The organism is Streptomyces sp. NPDC028991, assembly GCF_055564775.1.
The window spans coordinates 17954-34612 of the sequence record NZ_JBVHVP010000002.1 but is presented as its reverse complement, the minus strand read 5'-3'; the positions used below and the strand labels follow the sequence as shown (position 1 = coordinate 34612).

At 72.8% G+C, this 16659-nt stretch carries 15 protein-coding genes; 5 read left to right on the top strand and 10 right to left on the bottom strand.

Annotation, left to right across the window (positions count from 1 at the left end):
* Positions 1-7 precede the first annotated feature (7 nt).
* Complete coding sequence (gene lysS, locus ACZ4V1_RS04190; protein WP_468329078.1) at positions 8-1747, bottom strand: lysine--tRNA ligase; 1740 nt, start codon at positions 1745-1747, stop codon at positions 8-10.
* 160 nt (positions 1748-1907) lie between these two features.
* On the opposite strand from lysS, the gene argS reads away from it, so the two are divergent.
* Positions 1908-3674 (top strand): arginine--tRNA ligase, encoded by a 1767-nt coding sequence (gene argS, locus ACZ4V1_RS04185; protein ID WP_468329075.1) that lies wholly within the window; start codon positions 1908-1910, stop codon positions 3672-3674.
* Positions 3675-3765: 91 nt separating this feature from the next.
* On the opposite strand, the gene ACZ4V1_RS04180 is transcribed toward argS, so the two are convergent.
* A complete protein-coding gene (locus tag ACZ4V1_RS04180; protein WP_468329072.1) occupies positions 3766-4158 on the bottom strand; it encodes a peptidase inhibitor family I36 protein in 393 nt (130 codons plus the stop codon).
* Between the two features lie 304 nt (positions 4159-4462).
* On the opposite strand from ACZ4V1_RS04180, the gene ACZ4V1_RS04175 reads away from it, so the two are divergent.
* Positions 4463-5314, top strand: coding sequence for a peptidoglycan-binding protein (locus ACZ4V1_RS04175; RefSeq protein ID WP_468329068.1), 852 nt, complete (start codon positions 4463-4465; stop codon positions 5312-5314).
* Positions 5311-6270 (top strand): helix-turn-helix domain-containing protein, encoded by a 960-nt coding sequence (locus tag ACZ4V1_RS04170; protein WP_468329065.1) that lies wholly within the window; start codon positions 5311-5313, stop codon positions 6268-6270. The genes ACZ4V1_RS04175 and ACZ4V1_RS04170 overlap by 4 nt, the downstream gene beginning before the upstream one ends.
* Here the strand turns inward: ACZ4V1_RS04170 and ACZ4V1_RS04165 are convergent.
* The 4 genes from ACZ4V1_RS04165 to ACZ4V1_RS04150 form a co-directional block, all read right to left on the bottom strand.
* Positions 6259-7116, bottom strand: coding sequence for an arylamine N-acetyltransferase family protein (locus ACZ4V1_RS04165; RefSeq protein ID WP_468329062.1), 858 nt, complete (start codon positions 7114-7116; stop codon positions 6259-6261). The genes ACZ4V1_RS04170 and ACZ4V1_RS04165 overlap by 12 nt on opposite strands.
* A gap of 61 nt (positions 7117-7177) precedes the next feature.
* Complete coding sequence (locus ACZ4V1_RS04160; protein WP_468329059.1) at positions 7178-8416, bottom strand: aminotransferase-like domain-containing protein; 1239 nt, start codon at positions 8414-8416, stop codon at positions 7178-7180.
* 117 nt (positions 8417-8533) lie between these two features.
* On the bottom strand, positions 8534-9436 hold the full coding sequence (locus ACZ4V1_RS04155) for an SAM-dependent methyltransferase (protein ID WP_468329056.1): 903 nt from the start codon (positions 9434-9436) through the stop codon (positions 8534-8536).
* A 93-nt stretch (positions 9437-9529) separates the two neighbouring features.
* Complete coding sequence (locus ACZ4V1_RS04150) at positions 9530-10927, bottom strand: helix-turn-helix domain-containing protein (protein WP_468329053.1); 1398 nt, start codon at positions 10925-10927, stop codon at positions 9530-9532.
* A gap of 209 nt (positions 10928-11136) precedes the next feature.
* Between ACZ4V1_RS04150 and ACZ4V1_RS04145 the strand changes: the two genes are divergently transcribed.
* A complete protein-coding gene (locus ACZ4V1_RS04145; protein ID WP_468329050.1) occupies positions 11137-11886 on the top strand; it encodes a DUF4232 domain-containing protein in 750 nt (249 codons plus the stop codon).
* A gap of 43 nt (positions 11887-11929) precedes the next feature.
* Here ACZ4V1_RS04145 and hemB read toward each other — a convergent pair whose 3' ends face one another.
* Complete coding sequence (gene hemB / locus ACZ4V1_RS04140; RefSeq protein ID WP_468329047.1) at positions 11930-12922, bottom strand: porphobilinogen synthase; 993 nt, start codon at positions 12920-12922, stop codon at positions 11930-11932.
* Between the two features lie 145 nt (positions 12923-13067).
* Positions 13068-13676: an ABATE domain-containing protein gene (locus tag ACZ4V1_RS04135; RefSeq protein WP_468329044.1), complete on the bottom strand. Its 609-nt coding sequence runs from the start codon at positions 13674-13676 to the stop codon at positions 13068-13070.
* Between the two features lie 97 nt (positions 13677-13773).
* Between ACZ4V1_RS04135 and ACZ4V1_RS04130 the strand changes: the two genes are divergently transcribed.
* On the top strand, positions 13774-14565 hold the full coding sequence (locus ACZ4V1_RS04130) for an MBL fold metallo-hydrolase (RefSeq protein ID WP_468329041.1): 792 nt from the start codon (positions 13774-13776) through the stop codon (positions 14563-14565).
* Between the two features lie 24 nt (positions 14566-14589).
* Here ACZ4V1_RS04130 and ACZ4V1_RS04125 read toward each other — a convergent pair whose 3' ends face one another.
* Positions 14590-15594 (bottom strand): nitroreductase/quinone reductase family protein, encoded by a 1005-nt coding sequence (locus tag ACZ4V1_RS04125; protein ID WP_468329038.1) that lies wholly within the window; start codon positions 15592-15594, stop codon positions 14590-14592.
* A 474-nt stretch (positions 15595-16068) separates the two neighbouring features.
* Complete coding sequence (locus ACZ4V1_RS04120; protein WP_468329035.1) at positions 16069-16635, bottom strand: TetR/AcrR family transcriptional regulator; 567 nt, start codon at positions 16633-16635, stop codon at positions 16069-16071.
* Positions 16636-16659: the final 24 nt, after the last annotated feature.

Genomic DNA, 16659 nt, shown 5'->3' with positions numbered 1-16659 from the left:
ACGCGGTCTACTCGCCGAGCAGGCGCCGCACCCGCTCCTGCCCCACCGCCAGCAGCAGCGTGGGCAGGCGCGGGCCGGTGTCGCGGCCGACGAGCAGGTGGTACAGCAGCGCGAAGAAGGACCGCTGGGCGGTCTTGATCTCCGGCGGCAGTTCCTTGGGCGTGGCGTCGGCGGGGAAGCCGGCCTGGACCTTGGGCACGCCGTAGACGAGGTGGGTGAGCCCGTCCAGGGACCAGTGGCCGGCGAGCCCGTCGAGCAGCAGCCGCAGCGAGGCCCGGCCCCGCTCGTCGAGGGACTTCAGCAGCTCGGCGTCCGGCTCGTCGCGCACGATGGTGCGCTGGTCGGCGGGGACGTGGGTGTTGATCCACGCCTCGGCCTTGTCGTACCGCGGCCGGGCCTCCCCGAGCGCGCCCAGCGGGTTGGCCGGGTCGAGCTCGCTGAGGATGCGCAGCGCCTGGTCCTCGTGTCCGGCGGTGATGTCGGCCACGGAGGCGAGCGTGCGGTACGGCAGCGGCCTGGGCGTCCTCGGCAGCTCACCGGCGGCCGTGCGCACGGCGCGCGAGTGGGCGGCGACGTCGGCGGGCAGGGCGCTGCCGTCGGCGACCTTGGCGTCGAGGCGGTCCCACTCGTCGTACAGGCGCTGGATCTCCTGGTCGAAGGCGATCTTGAAGGACTGGTTGGGCCTGCGGCGGGCGTACAGCCAGCGCAGCAGCTGCGGCTCCATGATCTGCAGCGCGTCGGCCGGGGTGGGCACCCCGCCCTTGGACGAGGACATCTTCGCCATGCCGCTGATACCGACGAAGGCGTACATCGGCCCGATCGGCTGCTCGCCGCCGAAGATGCCGACGATCTGCCCGCCGACCTGGAAGGACGACCCGGGGGACGAGTGGTCCACGCCGCTGGGCTCGAAGACGACCCCCTCGTAGGCCCAGCGCATGGGCCAGTCGACCTTCCAGACCAGCTTGCCGCGGTTGAACTCGCCGAGCCGGACCGTCTCCGAGAAGCCGCACTCGGTGCAGGCGTAGGTCAGCTCGGTCGAGTCGTCGTCGTACCCGGTGACCGTCGTCAGGTCCTTCTCGCAGTTGCCGCAGTACGGCTTGTACGGGAAGTACCCGGCGGCCGAGCCCGAACCGTCGTCCTCGGCGGCGGCGCCGGAGCCCTCGGCGGCCTCCAGCTCGGCCTCGTCGACGGGCTTCTGCGACTTCTTCGCGGGAGCCTTCCTGGTCCGGTACTGGGCGAGGATCGCGTCGATGTCCCGCCGGTGCTTCATGGCGTGCAGGATCTGCTCGCGGTAGACCCCGGAGGTGTACTGCGCGGTCTGGCTGATCCCGTCGAACTCCACGCCCATCTCGGTGAGCGCCTCGACCATCGCGGCCTTGAAGTGCTCGGCCCAGTTCGGGTGCGCCGAGCCCTTGGGGGCCGGGACCGAGGTGAGGGGCTTGCCGATGTGCTCGGCCCACGAGTCGTCCACCCCGGCGATACCGGCCGGCACCTTGCGGTAGCGGTCGTAGTCGTCCCAGGAGATCAGGTGCCGGACCTGGTGGCCGCGGCGGCGGACCTCGTCGGCGACCAGGTGCGGGGTCATGACCTCGCGCAGGTTGCCCAGGTGGATGGGACCGGACGGGGACAGCCCGGACGCGACGACCACAGGTTTGCCCGGGGCACGACGCTCCGACTCGGCGATGACCTCGTCCGCGAAACGGGAGACCCAGTCGGTGGTCTCTGTGCTCTGAGCCACGATCGGCACGTCCTCTTTCCTGAAACTTCTCCTGGAGCAGCCGGTACGGTCGCACGGCTGACCGCTCCATTCTCCCAGCCCGGCCCGCATCCGCGAAAACCGCTTTTCACCGCATGGGATACTCGGTTTCCGCAGTACCACCGAACCCGAGCAGAACGGCAGCCACTCCATGGCCTCGGTCACGTCCCTCAGCGACTCCGTCCAGCAGCACCTCGCGTCCGCCCTGACGGCCACCCGGCCCCAGGCCGCCGGCGTCGACCCGCTGCTGCGCCGAAGCGACCGGGCGGACTACCAGGCCAACGGCATCCTCGCCCTGGCCAAGAAGGCGAAGGCGAACCCGCGGGAGCTGGCGACCGAGGTCGTCTCGCACATCGTCACCGGCGACCTGATCAAGGACGTCGAGGTCTCCGGGCCCGGCTTCCTGAACATCACGATCGGCGACCGGGCGATCACCGGGAACCTCGCCGCGCGGTACGCGGACGACACCGGCCGCCTCGGTGTGCCGCACGCCGGGCACCCCGGCACGACGGTGATCGACTACGCCCAGCCGAACGTGGCGAAGGAGATGCACGTCGGCCACCTGCGCTCCGCGGTGATCGGCGACTCGGTCGTCCAGCTGCTGGAGTTCACCGGTGAGACGGTCGTGCGCCGGCACCACATCGGCGACTGGGGCACCCAGTTCGGCATGCTCATCCAGTACCTGGAGGAGCACCCGCACGAGCTGGACCACGAGGCCGGCGAGGTGAGCGGCGAGGAGGCGATGTCCAACCTCGACCGCCTCTACAAGGCCGCGCGCAGGCACTTCGACTCCGACGAGGAGTTCAAGACGCGGGCGCGGCGCCGGGTGGTCGACCTCCAGGCCGGGGACCCGAAGACGCTCGCCGCGTGGCAGAAGTTCGTCGACGAGTCGAAGATCTACTTCTTCTCCGTCTTCGAGAAGCTGGACATGGAGATCCGCGACCCCGACATCGTCGGCGAGTCCGGCTACAACGACATGCTGGCCGAGACCTGCCGCATGCTGGAGGAGTCGGGCGTCGCCGTCCGCTCCGAGGGCGCGCTGTGCGTCTTCTTCGACGACGTCAAGGGCCCGGACGGCAAGCAGGTCCCGCTGATCGTGCAGAAGTCGGACGGCGGCTACGGCTACGCGGCCACCGACCTCTCCGCGATCCGCGACCGCGTGTTCAACCTCAAGGCGGACACGCTGCTCTACGTGGTCGACGCCCGCCAGTCCCTGCACTTCAAGATGGTCTTCGAGACCGCCCGCAGGGCCGGCTGGCTGAACGACGACGTGACGGCGGTCCAGCTCGCCTTCGGCACGGTCCTCGGCAAGGACGGCAAGCCGTTCAAGACCCGTGCGGGCGAGACGATCCGCCTGGTCGACCTCCTCGACGAGGCGATCGACCGCGCGTCCGCCGTCGTCCGGGAGAAGGCGCAGGACCTCTCCGAGCAGGAGATCGCCGAGCGGGGCACCCAGGTGGGCATCGGCGCGGTGAAGTACGCGGACCTGTCGACGTCGGCGAACCGGGACTACAAGTTCGACCTGGACCAGATGGTCTCGCTGAACGGTGACACGTCCGTCTACCTCCAGTACGCCTACGCCCGGATCCAGTCGATCCTGCGCAAGGCCGGCGAGGTACGTCCCGGCGCCCACCCGGAGCTGGAGTTGCACGAGGCGGAGCGCTCTCTCGGCCTGCACCTCGACGCTTTCGCGGAGACGGTGGCGGAGGCGGCCCGCGAGTACGCCCCGCACAAGCTGACGGCGTACCTCTACCAGCTGGCGTCGCTGTTCACGTCGTTCTACGACAAGTGCCCGGTGATCAAGCCGGCGCCCCCGCGCGACGTGGCGGAGAACCGCCTCTTCCTGTCCGACGTCACGGCCCGCACCCTGCACCAGGGCATGGCCCTGCTGGGTATCCGGACGCCCGAGCGGCTCTGACGCCTCCCGGCGGCACACGGCACGCGGCCCGTCCTCTCCCCCGTAGAGAGGACGGGCCGCGGCGGTTCGGGCGGTCGGTCGGAGCCGCGGGTCAGCGGCAGTTCACCCAGGTGTTGGACTTGATGTAGTGGTACGAGTTGTCGCTCTTCTTGTAGCCCCTCGGGACGACGCCGCTGGACCCGCCGTAGTTCTTCGCCGAGTACCACTTGAAGTCGCAGGACGCGCCGTGGTTGTACCAGGACTTGAAGCCCTGGAAGACCGAGTACTTGGTCAGGTCCGCGTTCTTGCCGGCGACCTTCTGCATCCTGCCGGTGTAGTTCTGCCCGGCCCAGACGCAGAACCAGCCCGACGGGCAGTCCTTCGCCGCCGTCGGCGCCGCCGGCGCGGTCGGTGCCGCTCCGGCGCTCCCCGCGCTTCCGGCCAGCAGGCCACCGGTCATGGCGACGCCACTGGCGACGACAGCGAGCTTCCGGGTGATACGCATGCTGTTCCCCCTTCGAGGTCTGGGTGGGCCGGCCCGTACGGACCGGCTCGGCAACGAGACTGCGGGACACCGGGCCAGGGCTTCCACAGTTGCCGCGGAACTGGCGCACTCACGAGACGTCCCACCCCCTGACCTGCGGGGACACCATCCGCGGAGTCGGCGCGGCGGGACGGCCGGGACGGGCGGTGGCCGATTCCGCGCGGGTCCGGGAACCGCCGTCCGGTGTGCGTCGTGGTCACTGATGCAGAATGAGCCCGGGGGAACGGAGACCTGGACCAGCGAGCCCGAACGCGAGTGGGGGAACATGTCGCGTTGGAAAGAGCTGCCGACCGAACTGCATCCACACGTACGTCAGTTGGTGGTGCGCCTGCGCAGACTGAAGGACCACGGCGGCCTGAACATGCGGCAACTGGCCGCGAAGACCGGATACAGCGCCAAGTCGTGGGAGCGGTACCTGAACGGCAGATCGCTGCCGCCGCGGGAGGCCGTCGAGGCGATGGCCCGGATCGCCGGTGACGAGCCGACCCGGCTGCTGGCGCTGCACGAGGTCGCCGCGGACCGCTGGCGGGAGACACGCGGTGCCACGCCCGCCGGGTCCGCGAGCATGCCGGCGGGCCTCCTGCCCGGACCCGAATCCGAACCCGAGCCCGAACCCGGGCCCGAACCCGGGCCCGAACCCGGGGAGGGGCCGTCGCACGGGCGGTCGCGGCGCGTCGCGGTCGTGGCGGGGGCGGTGGCCCTGGTGCTGGCCGCGGCCGCGGTCCTGGTGTCGGCCGTGCGGTTCACCGGCGCCTCCGGTTCCGGCGACGGCGACCGCGGCGGCCGGGCGGTGGCGGCGTCGCCCCCGGCCGCCTCCGCGGCCTCCCGGTCGCCGGTCACGTACACCTGCCGGGTGGAGCGGGTCGACGGCCGTTGGTACGCGGGCAACAGCCGCACGCGGGAAGCGATCCTGGCGTACGGCCACGCCGGGCCGGAGGTGGCCGAGGCCCAGTGTCTGCTGCGCCGGGCGGGCCTCTCGCCGGGAGAGATCGACGGGATCTACGGCCCGCTGACGCAGCGCGCGGTCAAACGCGTCCAGAAGCGGGACGGGCTGGTCGTGGACGGCATCGTCGGCCCGCACACTTGGAAGGCCCTGCGGGAGATGACCCCGACGTGACACCGGCGCGCACCCGGCTGACCACGGCGCTGCGGGAGCTGCGGACGCGTACGGGGCTGAGTCTGGCGGGGCTGGCGGAGCGCACCGCGTACAGCAAGTCGTCGTGGGAGCGTTACCTCAACGGCAGGACCATGCCGCCGCGCCAGGCGGTGCAGGATCTGTGCCGGCTCGCCCGGGAACCGGACGGGCGGTTGCTGGCGCTGTGGGAGATCGCGGAGTCGGAGTGGAGCGGGCGCACGGGGGAACCCGCCGCAGCCCGTGCCGAGCCGCGACCACACCCGCCGCCGCCCCGGTCCTCGCCCTCGCCCTCGCCCTCGCCCTCGCCCTCGCAGTCGCAGTCGCGGTCGCAGTCGCAGTCGCAGTCGCAGTCGACGGGGCCCTCGCGGCCGAAGCCGCCGGCACGGTCGACGGCGCGGTCCCGGCCGTGGTCCCCGCACGGCCGGGGCCGGCTGGTGGCGGTGCTGGTGGCGGGGTGCGCCGTGGCCGTCGGCGGCGTCACGTCGGCCCTCGTCCTGCTGCCGCGGGGGGAGGGCGAGCCCCGTTCGTCCCCCTCGGCCTCCGCCGTCGGCCCCCGCTGCCACGGCACCGCCTGCGAGGGCCAGGACCCGATGCACATGTTCTGCGGAGGCGACTCCGACACCCTCACCACGCACCGCACCACCACCGGCGCCCGGGTGGAGCTGCGCCACAGCGAGAAGTGCGGGGCCGGTTGGGCCCGTATGTGGGGCACGCGCGTCGGCGACCGGCTGGAGATGACGGCGGGCGGACCGACCCGCCGTGCGGAGGTCTCGGACGAGGTCGACGCGGAGTCCTACGTGTACACCGTCATGACCGCGACCGGCCCGGGGGCCGTCGTCCGGGCCTGCTTCCGGCCCACGGGGTCCGACGGCGAGCGGGAGTGCGCCGAAGCGCGCGTGGAGCCGTCCGGCACACCCTCGCCGGCCTCACCCCGGTAGCGTCAGGCCCTCGGGCACGTCGATGCCGAAGTCCTCCGCGAGCAGTCGGCGGACCCGCGCCGGGTCCGTCAGCTTCCGCTCGGCCACCGTGCCGTCGGCGCCGGTCGCGGTGAAGCGGTCGCCGTCGAGCAGCACGTGCCCGTCCGGGGTGAGGAACTGGACGTACGGGCGCCGGGAGAACGGAGAGCGCGGGTTCGTGGCGATGTGCCAGTTGATGACCTCGTAGTCGGGCTGCTCGAACGGCTCCAGGGTGAAGGCGTACTGCGCGACCCAGTCACCGTCCGAAGACCCTTCGCGGCCCATGTACGCCTCCAGGACCCACATCTCCAGTGGCCCGGGGTGCGGTGCGTGCACCAGCCGGTGCCGGCGTCCGGCGTCGTGGAACTCCGTGTCCGCCGTCAACGGCACCGGTTCCAGCAGGGAGCCGATGGCTCCGAAGCCGACGTCGGCCAGGTACGGCCGCGAGTCGCCGGGGACCTCGGCCAGGAGGGCCATGTGGGTGCGCGGGCGGTCCTCGAAGCGGTCCGCGCCGACGACGACCCGCGCGGCCAGCCGGGTCACCCGGAATCCCAGCGCCTCCAGGGCCGCCGCGAACAGCGTGTTGTGCTCGTAGCAGTAACCGCCGCGCCGGCGGCCGTGCACCAGCTTGGCCGTCAGGTCGGCGAGGTCGAGGGAGGGGGCCGAACCGCCGAGGGCGTCGAGGTTCTCGAACGGTACGGCCCTCAGATGGGCGAGGTGCACGCCCCGCAGCGTGGCCGCGTCGGGCCGCCGCGCCCCCGTCCAGCCGATCCGGTCGAGGTACGCGTCGAGATCGAAGGACGTCGCCGTCCGTGCGCTGTCAGACATGGTTTCACCGTACGTTCGGATGCGGCGCCCCCACCTCGGCTTTTCGCCCTAGGCCGTGGGCCTACGCCTTCCGCGGCGCCCCCCGCCGTGCCTCCCGCAGCCCCTCCCCCAGCCGCCGCAGCCCCTCCGCGATCTCGTCCGGCGTCTGCGTGACGAAGCACAGCCGCAGCGTGGCGCGGTCGGGCTCACCGGCGTGGAAGGGGGCGCCGGGGACGTACGCCACGTCGTGCCGGACCACCTCCGGGAGCAGCGCCGTGGTGTCGTAGCGCTCGGGCAGGCGCGCCCACAGGAACATGCCGCCCTCGGGGCGGGTCCAGGCCGACCCCGCCGGGAGCGCGTCCGCCAGGCCCGCGAGCATGGCGTCCCGGCGTGCGCCGTAGGCGGCGCCGACGCGTGCGACGTGCGCGTCCAGGTCCCGGTCGGCCAGGTACCGGGCGGCGGCGAGCTGGTTGACGGTCGGGGTGTGCAGGTCGGCGGCCTGCTTGGCGACCGCGCAGGCCCGGCGCAGTGCGGCGGGCGCCCGCAGCCAGCCGAGGCGCAGGCCGGGGGCCATGACCTTGGAGAAGGAGCCCAGCAGCACGGTCCGGTCCCCGGCGCCGTCGTACGACGCGATCCACGGCACCCGCTCGCCCTCGAAACGCAGCTCGCCGTAGGGGTCGTCCTCGACGATCCACACTCCGCACCGCCCGGCGACCTCGGCCACGGCGGCCCTGCGTTCGGCGGGCAGGGTCCGCCCGGTGGGGTTGGAGAAGGTGGGCACGGTGTAGAGCAGCCTGGGCCGCTCGCGCACCACCAGCTCTTCCAGGGCCGCCGGGTCGATCCCGTCCTCGTCACCGGGTACGGCGACGACGCGGGCGCCCGCGAAGCCGAATGCCTGGAGCGCGGCCAGGTAGCAGGGGCTCTCGACGAGGACGGTGTCACCGGGTTCGATCAAGGCGGTGGCGAGCAGTGAGAGGGCCTGCTGCGAGCCGGTGGTGACGAGGAGGTCGTCGGCGTCGGTGTCCAGTCCGCGCGCCGAGGTGCGGGCGGCCAGCGCGGCCCGCAGGACGGGCTCGCCCTCGGTGGTGGAGTACTGGAGTGCCCGCGCGGGCGCCTCGGCGAGGACGTCCCGGTACGCGGCGGCGATCCCCTCCGCGTCGAACAGCTCCGGGGCCGGCAGCCCGCCCGCGAAGTTGATCACCTCGGGGCGGGCGGTGACGGCGAGGATGTCCCGTACGGGCGAACCGCCGGTCGACCGGACCCGCGCGGCGAGCGGCGGGAGGGAGGCGGCGGGGGCGGACACGTTCTCGGTCACGGTCATGCCCGCACCCTAGGTAAGTACGTGCCGCCTACACGGTACTTTCCGCGATGCGGACACGCGTGTGACTGACGGGTGTGACTGACGGGGCGTGACTGACGAGGCGTGACTGACGAGGCGTCAGCTCTTGGCGGCCAGTCCCCCGTACACGTTGATGTCGGCGTCCGTGACGTCGTTGATGTCCTTGTACCGGACCTTCTCGATCTCGTCGAGGCCGGCCAGGTAGGACTTCTCCGGCTGCTCGGGCACCGGCGCCGCGTGGTCCGGGCGCCAGTGGTGCACCGGGACGACACCCGGCTCGGCGAGCTCCAGCCCGGTCTCCGTGAAGAAGCGCTCGACGTCCTTGTGCGAGCGCAGCACGAAGGTGAAGCCCCGCTCGGTGTACGTCCGCTGGACCGCGCGGATGTTCTCCGGGTTGAGGTCCTCGGTGAGGTGGCTGAGGACGAGCCGGCTGCCGGCGGGCAGCTCGTCCATCAGCTCGCGGACGATCGGGTACGCCTCCTCGTCCTCGACGAAGTGCAGGATGGCGACGAGGCAGAGCGCGACGGGACGGCCGAAGTCGAGCGTCCGGGCGGCCTGTTCGAGGATCCGTGCCGGGCTCTTCAGGTCGGCGTCGATGTAGTCCGTGCGTCCCTCGGGGCCGCTGGTGAGCAGGGCGCGGGCGTGGGCGAGGACGACGGGGTCGTTGTCCACGTAGACGACGCGCGACTCGGGGGCGGTGCGCTGGGCGATCTGGTGCACGTTCTCGGCGGTCGGCAGGCCGGTGCCGATGTCGAGGAACTGCCGGATGCCCTGCTCCTCGGCCAGCATGGTGACCGCGCGGCGCAGGAAGTCGCGGTTGTGCCGTACGTCGAGGTAGCCGCGCGGGTTGGCGGCGAGCCCGGCGGCGGCCGCGTCCCGGTCCGCGGGGTAGTGGTCCTTGCCGCCGAGGAAGACGTCGTAGACACGGGCCGGGTGCGCCTTGCTGCTGTCGATCCTCCTTCTCAGCTCCGCGGGGTCCTGGCTGAGGGCGTCACCGGGCATGGGCTCTCCTGACGAAGCGAACCGGAGTGTTGGCCAACAACCTAGCCTCCGCCTGGACTTGACGGTGCTCCGGTGCCCGTACCCGACCCCGTCTCAGCCGGCCTCGACCGGCTCCCAGCCGTCACCGCCGAGGGGGTACGCGTAGTAGGAGCCGTCCCGGGAGGCGCTGGTGCGGAACGGACTGCCGTGGTCGTCGACGCGCATGGTGCCGTGCCGGCCGCCGCTGGACCACTCCAGTTCCAGGTACCAGCTCACGTCGTGGCCGCTGGTGTGCGCGTTGACGTGGAAGACCTCGGGGTCTGACTCGCTGACGCTGTACGGGAAGTCCCGCTGTCCCCCGATCGGCGTCGCCAGGGGAGTGCCCAGGTCGAGCGAGACGTCGAAGGCCTTGGTGTCCACCTGGCCGCCGCAGCCGTTGCCCATCACGTACTGGTTCCAGTCGAGCGACGGCCCGCTGCTCACCACCCGGACGTGCAGGTCCTTCAGGACCACCGTCTCCGGACCGGTGCCCTGCACGGTGAGCACGACCATCTGCCGGTTCGCCGACACCGCGTTGAGGGGGGCCGCCCAGCCGACCGCGTCCTGCTGAGGGGGAGGCTTCGGCACGTTCTGCGGGCTGCGGTCGACCAGGAAGGCGTGGTCGCAGGGCACGTCCCAGTGGTACGGAGTGGTCGACACGATCAGCGCGGGACCGTCGGCGGGTGCGGGGCGGCTCGGCGTGGCGGCGTCCGGGCGCGGCACGGGGGCGGAGGGGGACCCGGACGGGGACGAGGACGCGGTCGCGGACGGCGGCGAGGAGACGCTCGGGCTCGGGGCCGCCGAACCGGTGGTCGCGGCCCCCGACACCGGCGCGGACGTCGCCGCGGCCGCCCCGGCCGTGCCGTGCCGTCCGCCACCGTCGGTGCCGGACACGAGGTTCGCCGCGAGCGCCACGGCGGCGGTGACGGCGACGACGCCGGTCGCGGCGTAGAGCGCGGCACGCGGGACCCGGCGCCGGGACGGGCCGGATTCGCCGTCCGGCGCGGGCGGGGCGGGCGCGTCGTGCGGTGCGGGCCGGTCGCCGGGCCCGGCTGTCGCGGGCGGTGTGCCCGCCGCCGCCACGGAGACGCCGGCCTCCTCCCGCTGCTCCCCCTTGCCTCCCTCTTCCTTGCCTTCCTCTTCCTTGCCTCCCGCTTCTCCGGCCGCCCCCTTCTCCCCGGCCGCCCCCTTCCCCTCGTCCTTCTCCCCGGCCTTCTCCTCGTCCTTCTTCACGCCGCGCAGTGCGTCCGCGCGGATCCAGCGGCGATGGAGTTCGAGCAGCTCCTCGGGGGTCGCCCGGCACGCCCGGGCGAGCCGTTCGACGGGCGCGAACTCGACGGGTACGACCTCCCCGCTGACGTACCGGTGGAGTGTCGACGCACTCATGTGCAGCCGCTTGCCCAGTGCCCCGTAGCTGAGCCCGGACCGCTCCTTCAGCTCCCGCAGCAGTCCCGCGAAGTCGTCCCCCGCCACCGTTTCTCCCTCTCCCGACGTCCCCGTACCGCATCCCAGGGGGACGTCATTTCCGCAGGTCAGAACCGCTCCCGGCGTCCCATTGTCCCGCATGTCCCGGCACCGCTGGCGGGCGGGACGCAGCCGGACCCAAGCTGTGGTCATCCAAGCAGCCGCTCCCGGCGAACGGTCGAGCGGCTCACCCAGACTCCACCCGAAGGGGCCCGCTCATGTCCGCACGCACCACCCGCACCCGCCTGTTCGCCGCCACCACGGTCGCGCTGGCCGCCCTCGCCCTGACGGCCTGCGAGGGCGACGGATCGGACACCGGCGCCTCGGCCCCGTCCTCCTCCGCCCCGGCCGGCGAGCAGGCCAAGCCGTCCACCGGCGAAGGCGAGTCGGACGGTGGCAAGGGAACCGACAGCGCGAACGGCTCCGGCGGCTCCACCGGCTCGGGCACCACCTCGGGCGGTGACACCTCGGGCGGTGGCACCTCGGGCGCCGGCGGCTCTGCCGGTGGCGGCGACTCGTCGGACTCCGGCTCGGACACCGGCGGCCAGGACGACGGGGACATGCCCGGGAAGTGCTCCGCCTCCGACGTGAAGATCACAGCGAAGAAGGTGTCCCGCCCCCTCAACCACCTGCTGCTGACCGCCACCAACACCGGCTCGAAGACCTGCATGCTCCCGCCGTACCCGGCGGCCCGCTTCGGCGAGGCCCAGTCGGTGCCGCCGGTCGCGGAGGCGACCAAGCCGCAGTCGCTGACCGGTGTCGAGCCCGGCAAGTCCGGCTACGCCGGTGTGGTGCTGTCGTCCGGCGACGGCAGCGGCGAGAACGGCTACGAGACGGACACCCTCACCATCCCCTTCGAGGACGGCTCCATCGCCACGGTCGCCCTGCCCGCCGGCGGCGTGTACGTCGACACCGCGCTGACCGTCACGTACTGGCAGACCAGCATGGACGACGCCCTCGGGTACTGAAGGGGTTCCCGCACCGCCTGCACGAAGCTCCGGGCGAGGCCGCTCAGCGCAGCGTGCGGGCGGCCTCGGTGGCCCAGTAGGTCAGGATGTTGCGCGCACCGGCCCGCTTGATCCCGGTGAGCGTCTCCAGGATGGCCCGGTCGCGGTCGATCAGGCCCTTCTCGGCGGCGGCCTCGATCATCGAGTACTCGCCGGAGATCTGGTAGGCGGCGACGGGCACGTCCACGGCCTCGGCGACCTTGGCGAGGATGTCGAGGTAGGGACCGGCCGGCTTGACCATCACCATGTCGGCGCCCTCCTCCAGGTCGAGGGCGAGCTCCCGCATCGACTCCCGCGCATTGGCGGAGTCCTGCTGGTAGGTCTTCCGGTCGCCCTTGAGCGAGGACCCGACGGCCTCCCGGAACGGCCCGTAGAAGGCGGAGGCGTACTTGACCGTGTAGGCGAGGACGGCGACGTCCTCCCGCCCGATCTGGTCGAGGGCGTCCCGGACGACGCCGATCTGGCCGTCCATCATCCCGCTGGGCCCGACCACATGGGCACCCGCGTCGGCCTGCACCTGCGCCATCTCGGCGTACCGCTCGAGGGTGGCGTCGTTGTCGACGCGGCCTTCGGCATCGAGCACCCCGCAGTGCCCGTGGTCCGTGAACTCGTCGAGACACAGGTCGGACATGACGAGCAGTTCGTCCCCGACCTCGGCCCGCACATCGCGCAGCGCGACCTGCAGAATCCCGTCCGGATCGGTACCGGCCGTGCCGGCCGCGTCCTTCTTCTCCTCCTCCGGCACCCCGAAGAGCATGATCCCGGAGACCCCCGCCTCGACCGCCTCCGCGGCGGCCTTCTTCAGCGTGTCCCGGGTGTGCTGCACGACCCCGGGCATCGTCGCGATCGGCACCGGCTCGCTCACGCCCTCGCGCACGAAGGCCGGGAGGATGAGGTCGGCGGGGTGCAACCGGGTCTCGGCGACCATCCGACGCATGACAGGAGTGCTCCGCAGCCGCCGGGGCCGGGTACCGGGAAAGGATCCGTACGTCGACATACCGCCTACGCTACGCCCGCCCGGCCCATGCCTTTGCCGACGAGGAGTCGGCCCGCGTGACGCTTGGCCCCGGCCGGAACCGGCCTTCCGGCGGCCCCCTGGGACAACTGCCGCCGGCCCCGGCGGGCGCCCTCCTCCCGGCGCGTCAGCCCGCGGCGGCGCTGCGCCGGGCGTAGGCGCGAGCGGCTCGGGCGCGGTCGCCGCAGCGGGTGGAGCACCAGTGGCGGCGGCCGTGGGTGCGCAGGAGGAAGCGGTCGCAGGGAGCGGAGCCGCAAGCGGCGAGGAGGCCGGCGTCAGGGCCGGTGAGCAGGTCGGCGGCGTCGGCGGCGAGGGTCGCGAGCGCGTGGTTGACGGCCTGGTCGGTGGGGTGGGCCTGGACGCGCCGCGGCCCCTGCGTCCCGTCCCAGGCGAGCAGGGGCGCCGTGGGTACGGCGGTCAGAGCCTCGTTCACCGCCCGCAGCGACTCCTCGGGGGGTGCGGAGCCGTCGACGCGTGAGGCGAACAGGGTACGGATGTGGCCGCGCAGCGTGCGCATCCGCTGGGTGCACATCTCGTACAGCCGCACGTCCGGAGTGGCCAGGCCGTGGGCGGCGAGCCAGCGCATGGCCGGTTCGGGGGCGGCGAGCAGGTCGTGGACCTGGCCGGCGGGGAGGCTCGCGACGGTGTCGACGAAATCCAGGGAGCGGTACCGGTCGGTCCCCGGAGCCGGGGGCAGAACGGCCTCTTCGACGGCGGCGGCCGGGGTTTCATCCATCCCCTCATGGTAGCCCTTGCCTTTTTCCGTGACAGCCGCCTAGCCTTGCATCACGGAAACAGAGAAGTGTTTCCATGAGAAGCGAGGAGTGGTGAGCATGTCCCAGCACAGCGCCCAGCAGTTCCCGGTCCGCGCCTTCGGCGGCCCCACCGCCCTGTTCGAGTACGGCGGCCTGCGCTTCCTGACCGACCCGACCTTCGACGGCCCCGGCGACTACCAGGTGCCGGGCGGCAGGCTGCTGACCAAGACCGCCCCCTCCGCGGGCAACCCGGCCGACCTCGGCCGCATCGACGTGGTCCTGCTCTCGCACGACGAACACCCCGACAACCTCGACACCTCTGGCCGCGCCCTGCTCGCCGACGTGCCGCTCACCCTCACCACGCCGGACGGCGGACGGCGACTCGGAGGGAGGGCCCGGGGTCTGGCCGACTGGGAGTCGACCGAGCTGGAGCGCCCGGGCGGCGGCACGGTCACCGTGACCGGTGTCCCCGCGATCCACGGGCCCGGCCCGCGCGAGTACGTCGAGCGCTTCTCCGGCCAGGTCGTCGGCTTCGTCCTCACCGGCGAAGGGCTGCCGACGGTCTACGTCAGCGGCGACAACGCCTCCCTGGACGCGGTCGAGGAGATCGCCGGCCGCTTCGCCCCGGTGGACACCGCCCTCCTGTTCGCCGGAGCACCCCGGTTCGCCGCCCTGTACGACGGCGCGCCGCTCGTCCTGGACAGCGCCCGGGCCGCCGAGGCCGCGCGCATCCTCGGCGCCCGCCGCGTCGTTCCCGTCCACCACGACAGCTGGGCCCACTTCACCGAGGGCCGCGACGAGCTGGAGGCCGCCTTCACCGCCGCGGGCCTGGCCGGCCTCCTGGACCGGGACTGGATCCAGCGCGCCTGAGCGGAACGCACGGCCCCCGCGGGCCTACGGCAGAGCGCCGTTCCGGGTGTCCCCGGGCCCGGCCGGCGGCCACGGCACGCCGGTGAGAAGCGGCAGCAGTGAGTCCTCCTCGTGGTCGAGGTGGGCGTTGAGCTGCGCCGACATCGCCTCCAGTTCCGTCCAGAAGCGCTGCGGGTCGGCGATGGTGACGCCGGCCAGCAGGGCCACCAGCTCGCTCTGGATGCGGGCGACCGTGCGGTGCTCCTCGCCGAGCCGCTCGAACGTGTCCGTCAGGTGGGGATGGTGGCGGGCGATTCCGGGGAACATGTGCTCGTCCTCACTCAGGTGATGGAACTCCAGCGCCTGGCAGAAGGCGAGGCAGCGCTGCCGTATCTGCAGTCCGAGACCCGGGGCCGGCGGCACACCGGGCCCCTGGTGCGCGGCGCGCGCGGCGAAGTACGCGTCGGCCTCGGCCCGCACCTGGCGCAACTGCCCCCGCAGCCAGGTGTGGACCTCCAGGAGCTTGTCGGCGAGGGTGCGGACCTCGCCCGGCCCCTCCCACCCGTCGGGCTCGGCCCGCTCCAGCACCACGACCGGCAGGAGCCGGTCGGTTCCCGCCTGGTAGTCGCCGTACCCGGGCACCGCCCGCACGACGTGCGCGAACAACTCCTCGCGCCGGGCCCCCTCGGCGGGGACGGCGAGGGCCTCGAAGCTCCGGGTACCGATCTCCACGCGGACCACGGGATGGGCGAGGAGGTTGTGGTACCAGCCGGGATGCCGGGGGCCGCCGAGATTGGACCCGACGACCAGGAGCGAGTCCCCGTGGCGGACGTAGCCGAGCGGGGTGGTCCGCGCGGCCCCGGACCTGGCGCCGGTGGTCGTCAGCAGGAGCAGGTCGCCGCCCTCGAAGGGGCCGCCGACCCTCCCCTTGTTGGCGCGGAACTCGTCGATGACGGACTGCTGGAAGGACTGAGGGGTCTGGGAGGCCTGAGGGGTCTGGGAGGGCTGAGGGGTCTGGGAGGACTGGGCGGGCTGGGAGGGCGTGGGCATACGGTTCCGTGTCTCCATGACGGCAGGCCGCGGCGCGCGGCACGGTGCCGGAAAGGGGGAAGAGAATCAAGAGAGGACGACGACGTGCGGCAGCGCTACGTCGTGTCAGGGCGCGGAGTGGGAACTCATCACGTACCCCTTGGGTGAAGGGCGCTCGCCCGATCGCCGGCCGGCCCACTGCTCTTTGACCGGCGCCACGCGTCACCACCCTCATTACACGCACCGGCCCGCCGCCTGTCAACGCGCCTTTCGGCGCCGCCGGTTGTCCCCCCTGCCCGATCCGGACGACTGCCTGCCCCGGACACCACCGGACTCAGGAGCCCGGTGCGCGCGTCGGCGACACGTCCGAGGGGGTGGACGGTGTCCACGGCGGGCACGACGCCGCCGCGCTCCGCGTGGCGGGCGACCTCGCTCGGCAGCGCGCTGCCCGGGCCGCCGCCGAAGACGCGAAAGCGTCCGTCCCGTGCGCGGCCCTCAGGCGTGCCGGCGCGCGGTGTCGAGGAGGACGCGGGCGGCGACTTTCGCCTGGGCGGCCGGTTCGGGAGAGCCGGTGATGCCCGCGACGGCCATGGCGCCGTTGGCGAGCAGGGACAGCTGGTCGGCGAGGACGGGCGGGACGCCGAGAGCGCCGGTCTGCTCGGCGAAGTACGCCCGCATGGCCTCCTTGTGGTCGCGGGAGATCGCGACGACCGCCGGCGAGACCCCGCCGAGCTCCCCGAAGCCGTTGATGAAGGCGCAACCACGGAACCCGGGCTCCGCGAACCAGCCGGCGAGCCAGTCGAAGACCGCGAGGGCCCGCTCGTACGGCCCCTCGGCGGTCCGCGCTCCGTGTGCGGCCAGGGACGTCCGTACGGCCTCGTCACGACGCCGCAGAACGGTCTCGACCAGGAGGTCCTTGGAGGGGAAGAGCTGATAGAGCCGTTTGAGGGAGACCCCCGAGGCGCTGCGGATGGCGTCCATGCCGACCGCCTGCACCCCGCGCGCGTCGAAGAGCCGCTCGGCGGTGTCGAGCACCTTCAGTTCCGCGGTTTCCGCGTCCACCGACATCACCCCTTGCGCAGAGAA

Bases quoted from the DNA above. Each gene is read 5' to 3' on its own strand.
- argS (WP_468329075.1), top strand. From the start codon at position 1,908: ATGGCCTCGGTCACGTCCCTCAGCGACTCCGTCCAGCAGCACCTCGCG.
- ACZ4V1_RS04180 (WP_468329072.1), bottom strand. From the start codon at position 4,158: ATGCGTATCACCCGGAAGCTCGCTGTCGTCGCCAGTGGCGTCGCCATG.
- ACZ4V1_RS04175 (WP_468329068.1), top strand. From the start codon at position 4,463: ATGTCGCGTTGGAAAGAGCTGCCGACCGAACTGCATCCACACGTACGT.
- ACZ4V1_RS04165 (WP_468329062.1), bottom strand. From the start codon at position 7,116: ATGTCTGACAGCGCACGGACGGCGACGTCCTTCGATCTCGACGCGTAC.
- ACZ4V1_RS04160 (WP_468329059.1), bottom strand. From the start codon at position 8,416: ATGACCGTGACCGAGAACGTGTCCGCCCCCGCCGCCTCCCTCCCGCCG.
- ACZ4V1_RS04155 (WP_468329056.1), bottom strand. From the start codon at position 9,436: ATGCCCGGTGACGCCCTCAGCCAGGACCCCGCGGAGCTGAGAAGGAGG.
- ACZ4V1_RS04145 (WP_468329050.1), top strand. From the start codon at position 11,137: ATGTCCGCACGCACCACCCGCACCCGCCTGTTCGCCGCCACCACGGTC.
- hemB (WP_468329047.1), bottom strand. From the start codon at position 12,922: ATGTCGACGTACGGATCCTTTCCCGGTACCCGGCCCCGGCGGCTGCGG.
- ACZ4V1_RS04135 (WP_468329044.1), bottom strand. From the start codon at position 13,676: ATGGATGAAACCCCGGCCGCCGCCGTCGAAGAGGCCGTTCTGCCCCCG.
- ACZ4V1_RS04130 (WP_468329041.1), top strand. From the start codon at position 13,774: ATGTCCCAGCACAGCGCCCAGCAGTTCCCGGTCCGCGCCTTCGGCGGC.
- ACZ4V1_RS04125 (WP_468329038.1), bottom strand. From the start codon at position 15,594: ATGCCCACGCCCTCCCAGCCCGCCCAGTCCTCCCAGACCCCTCAGCCC.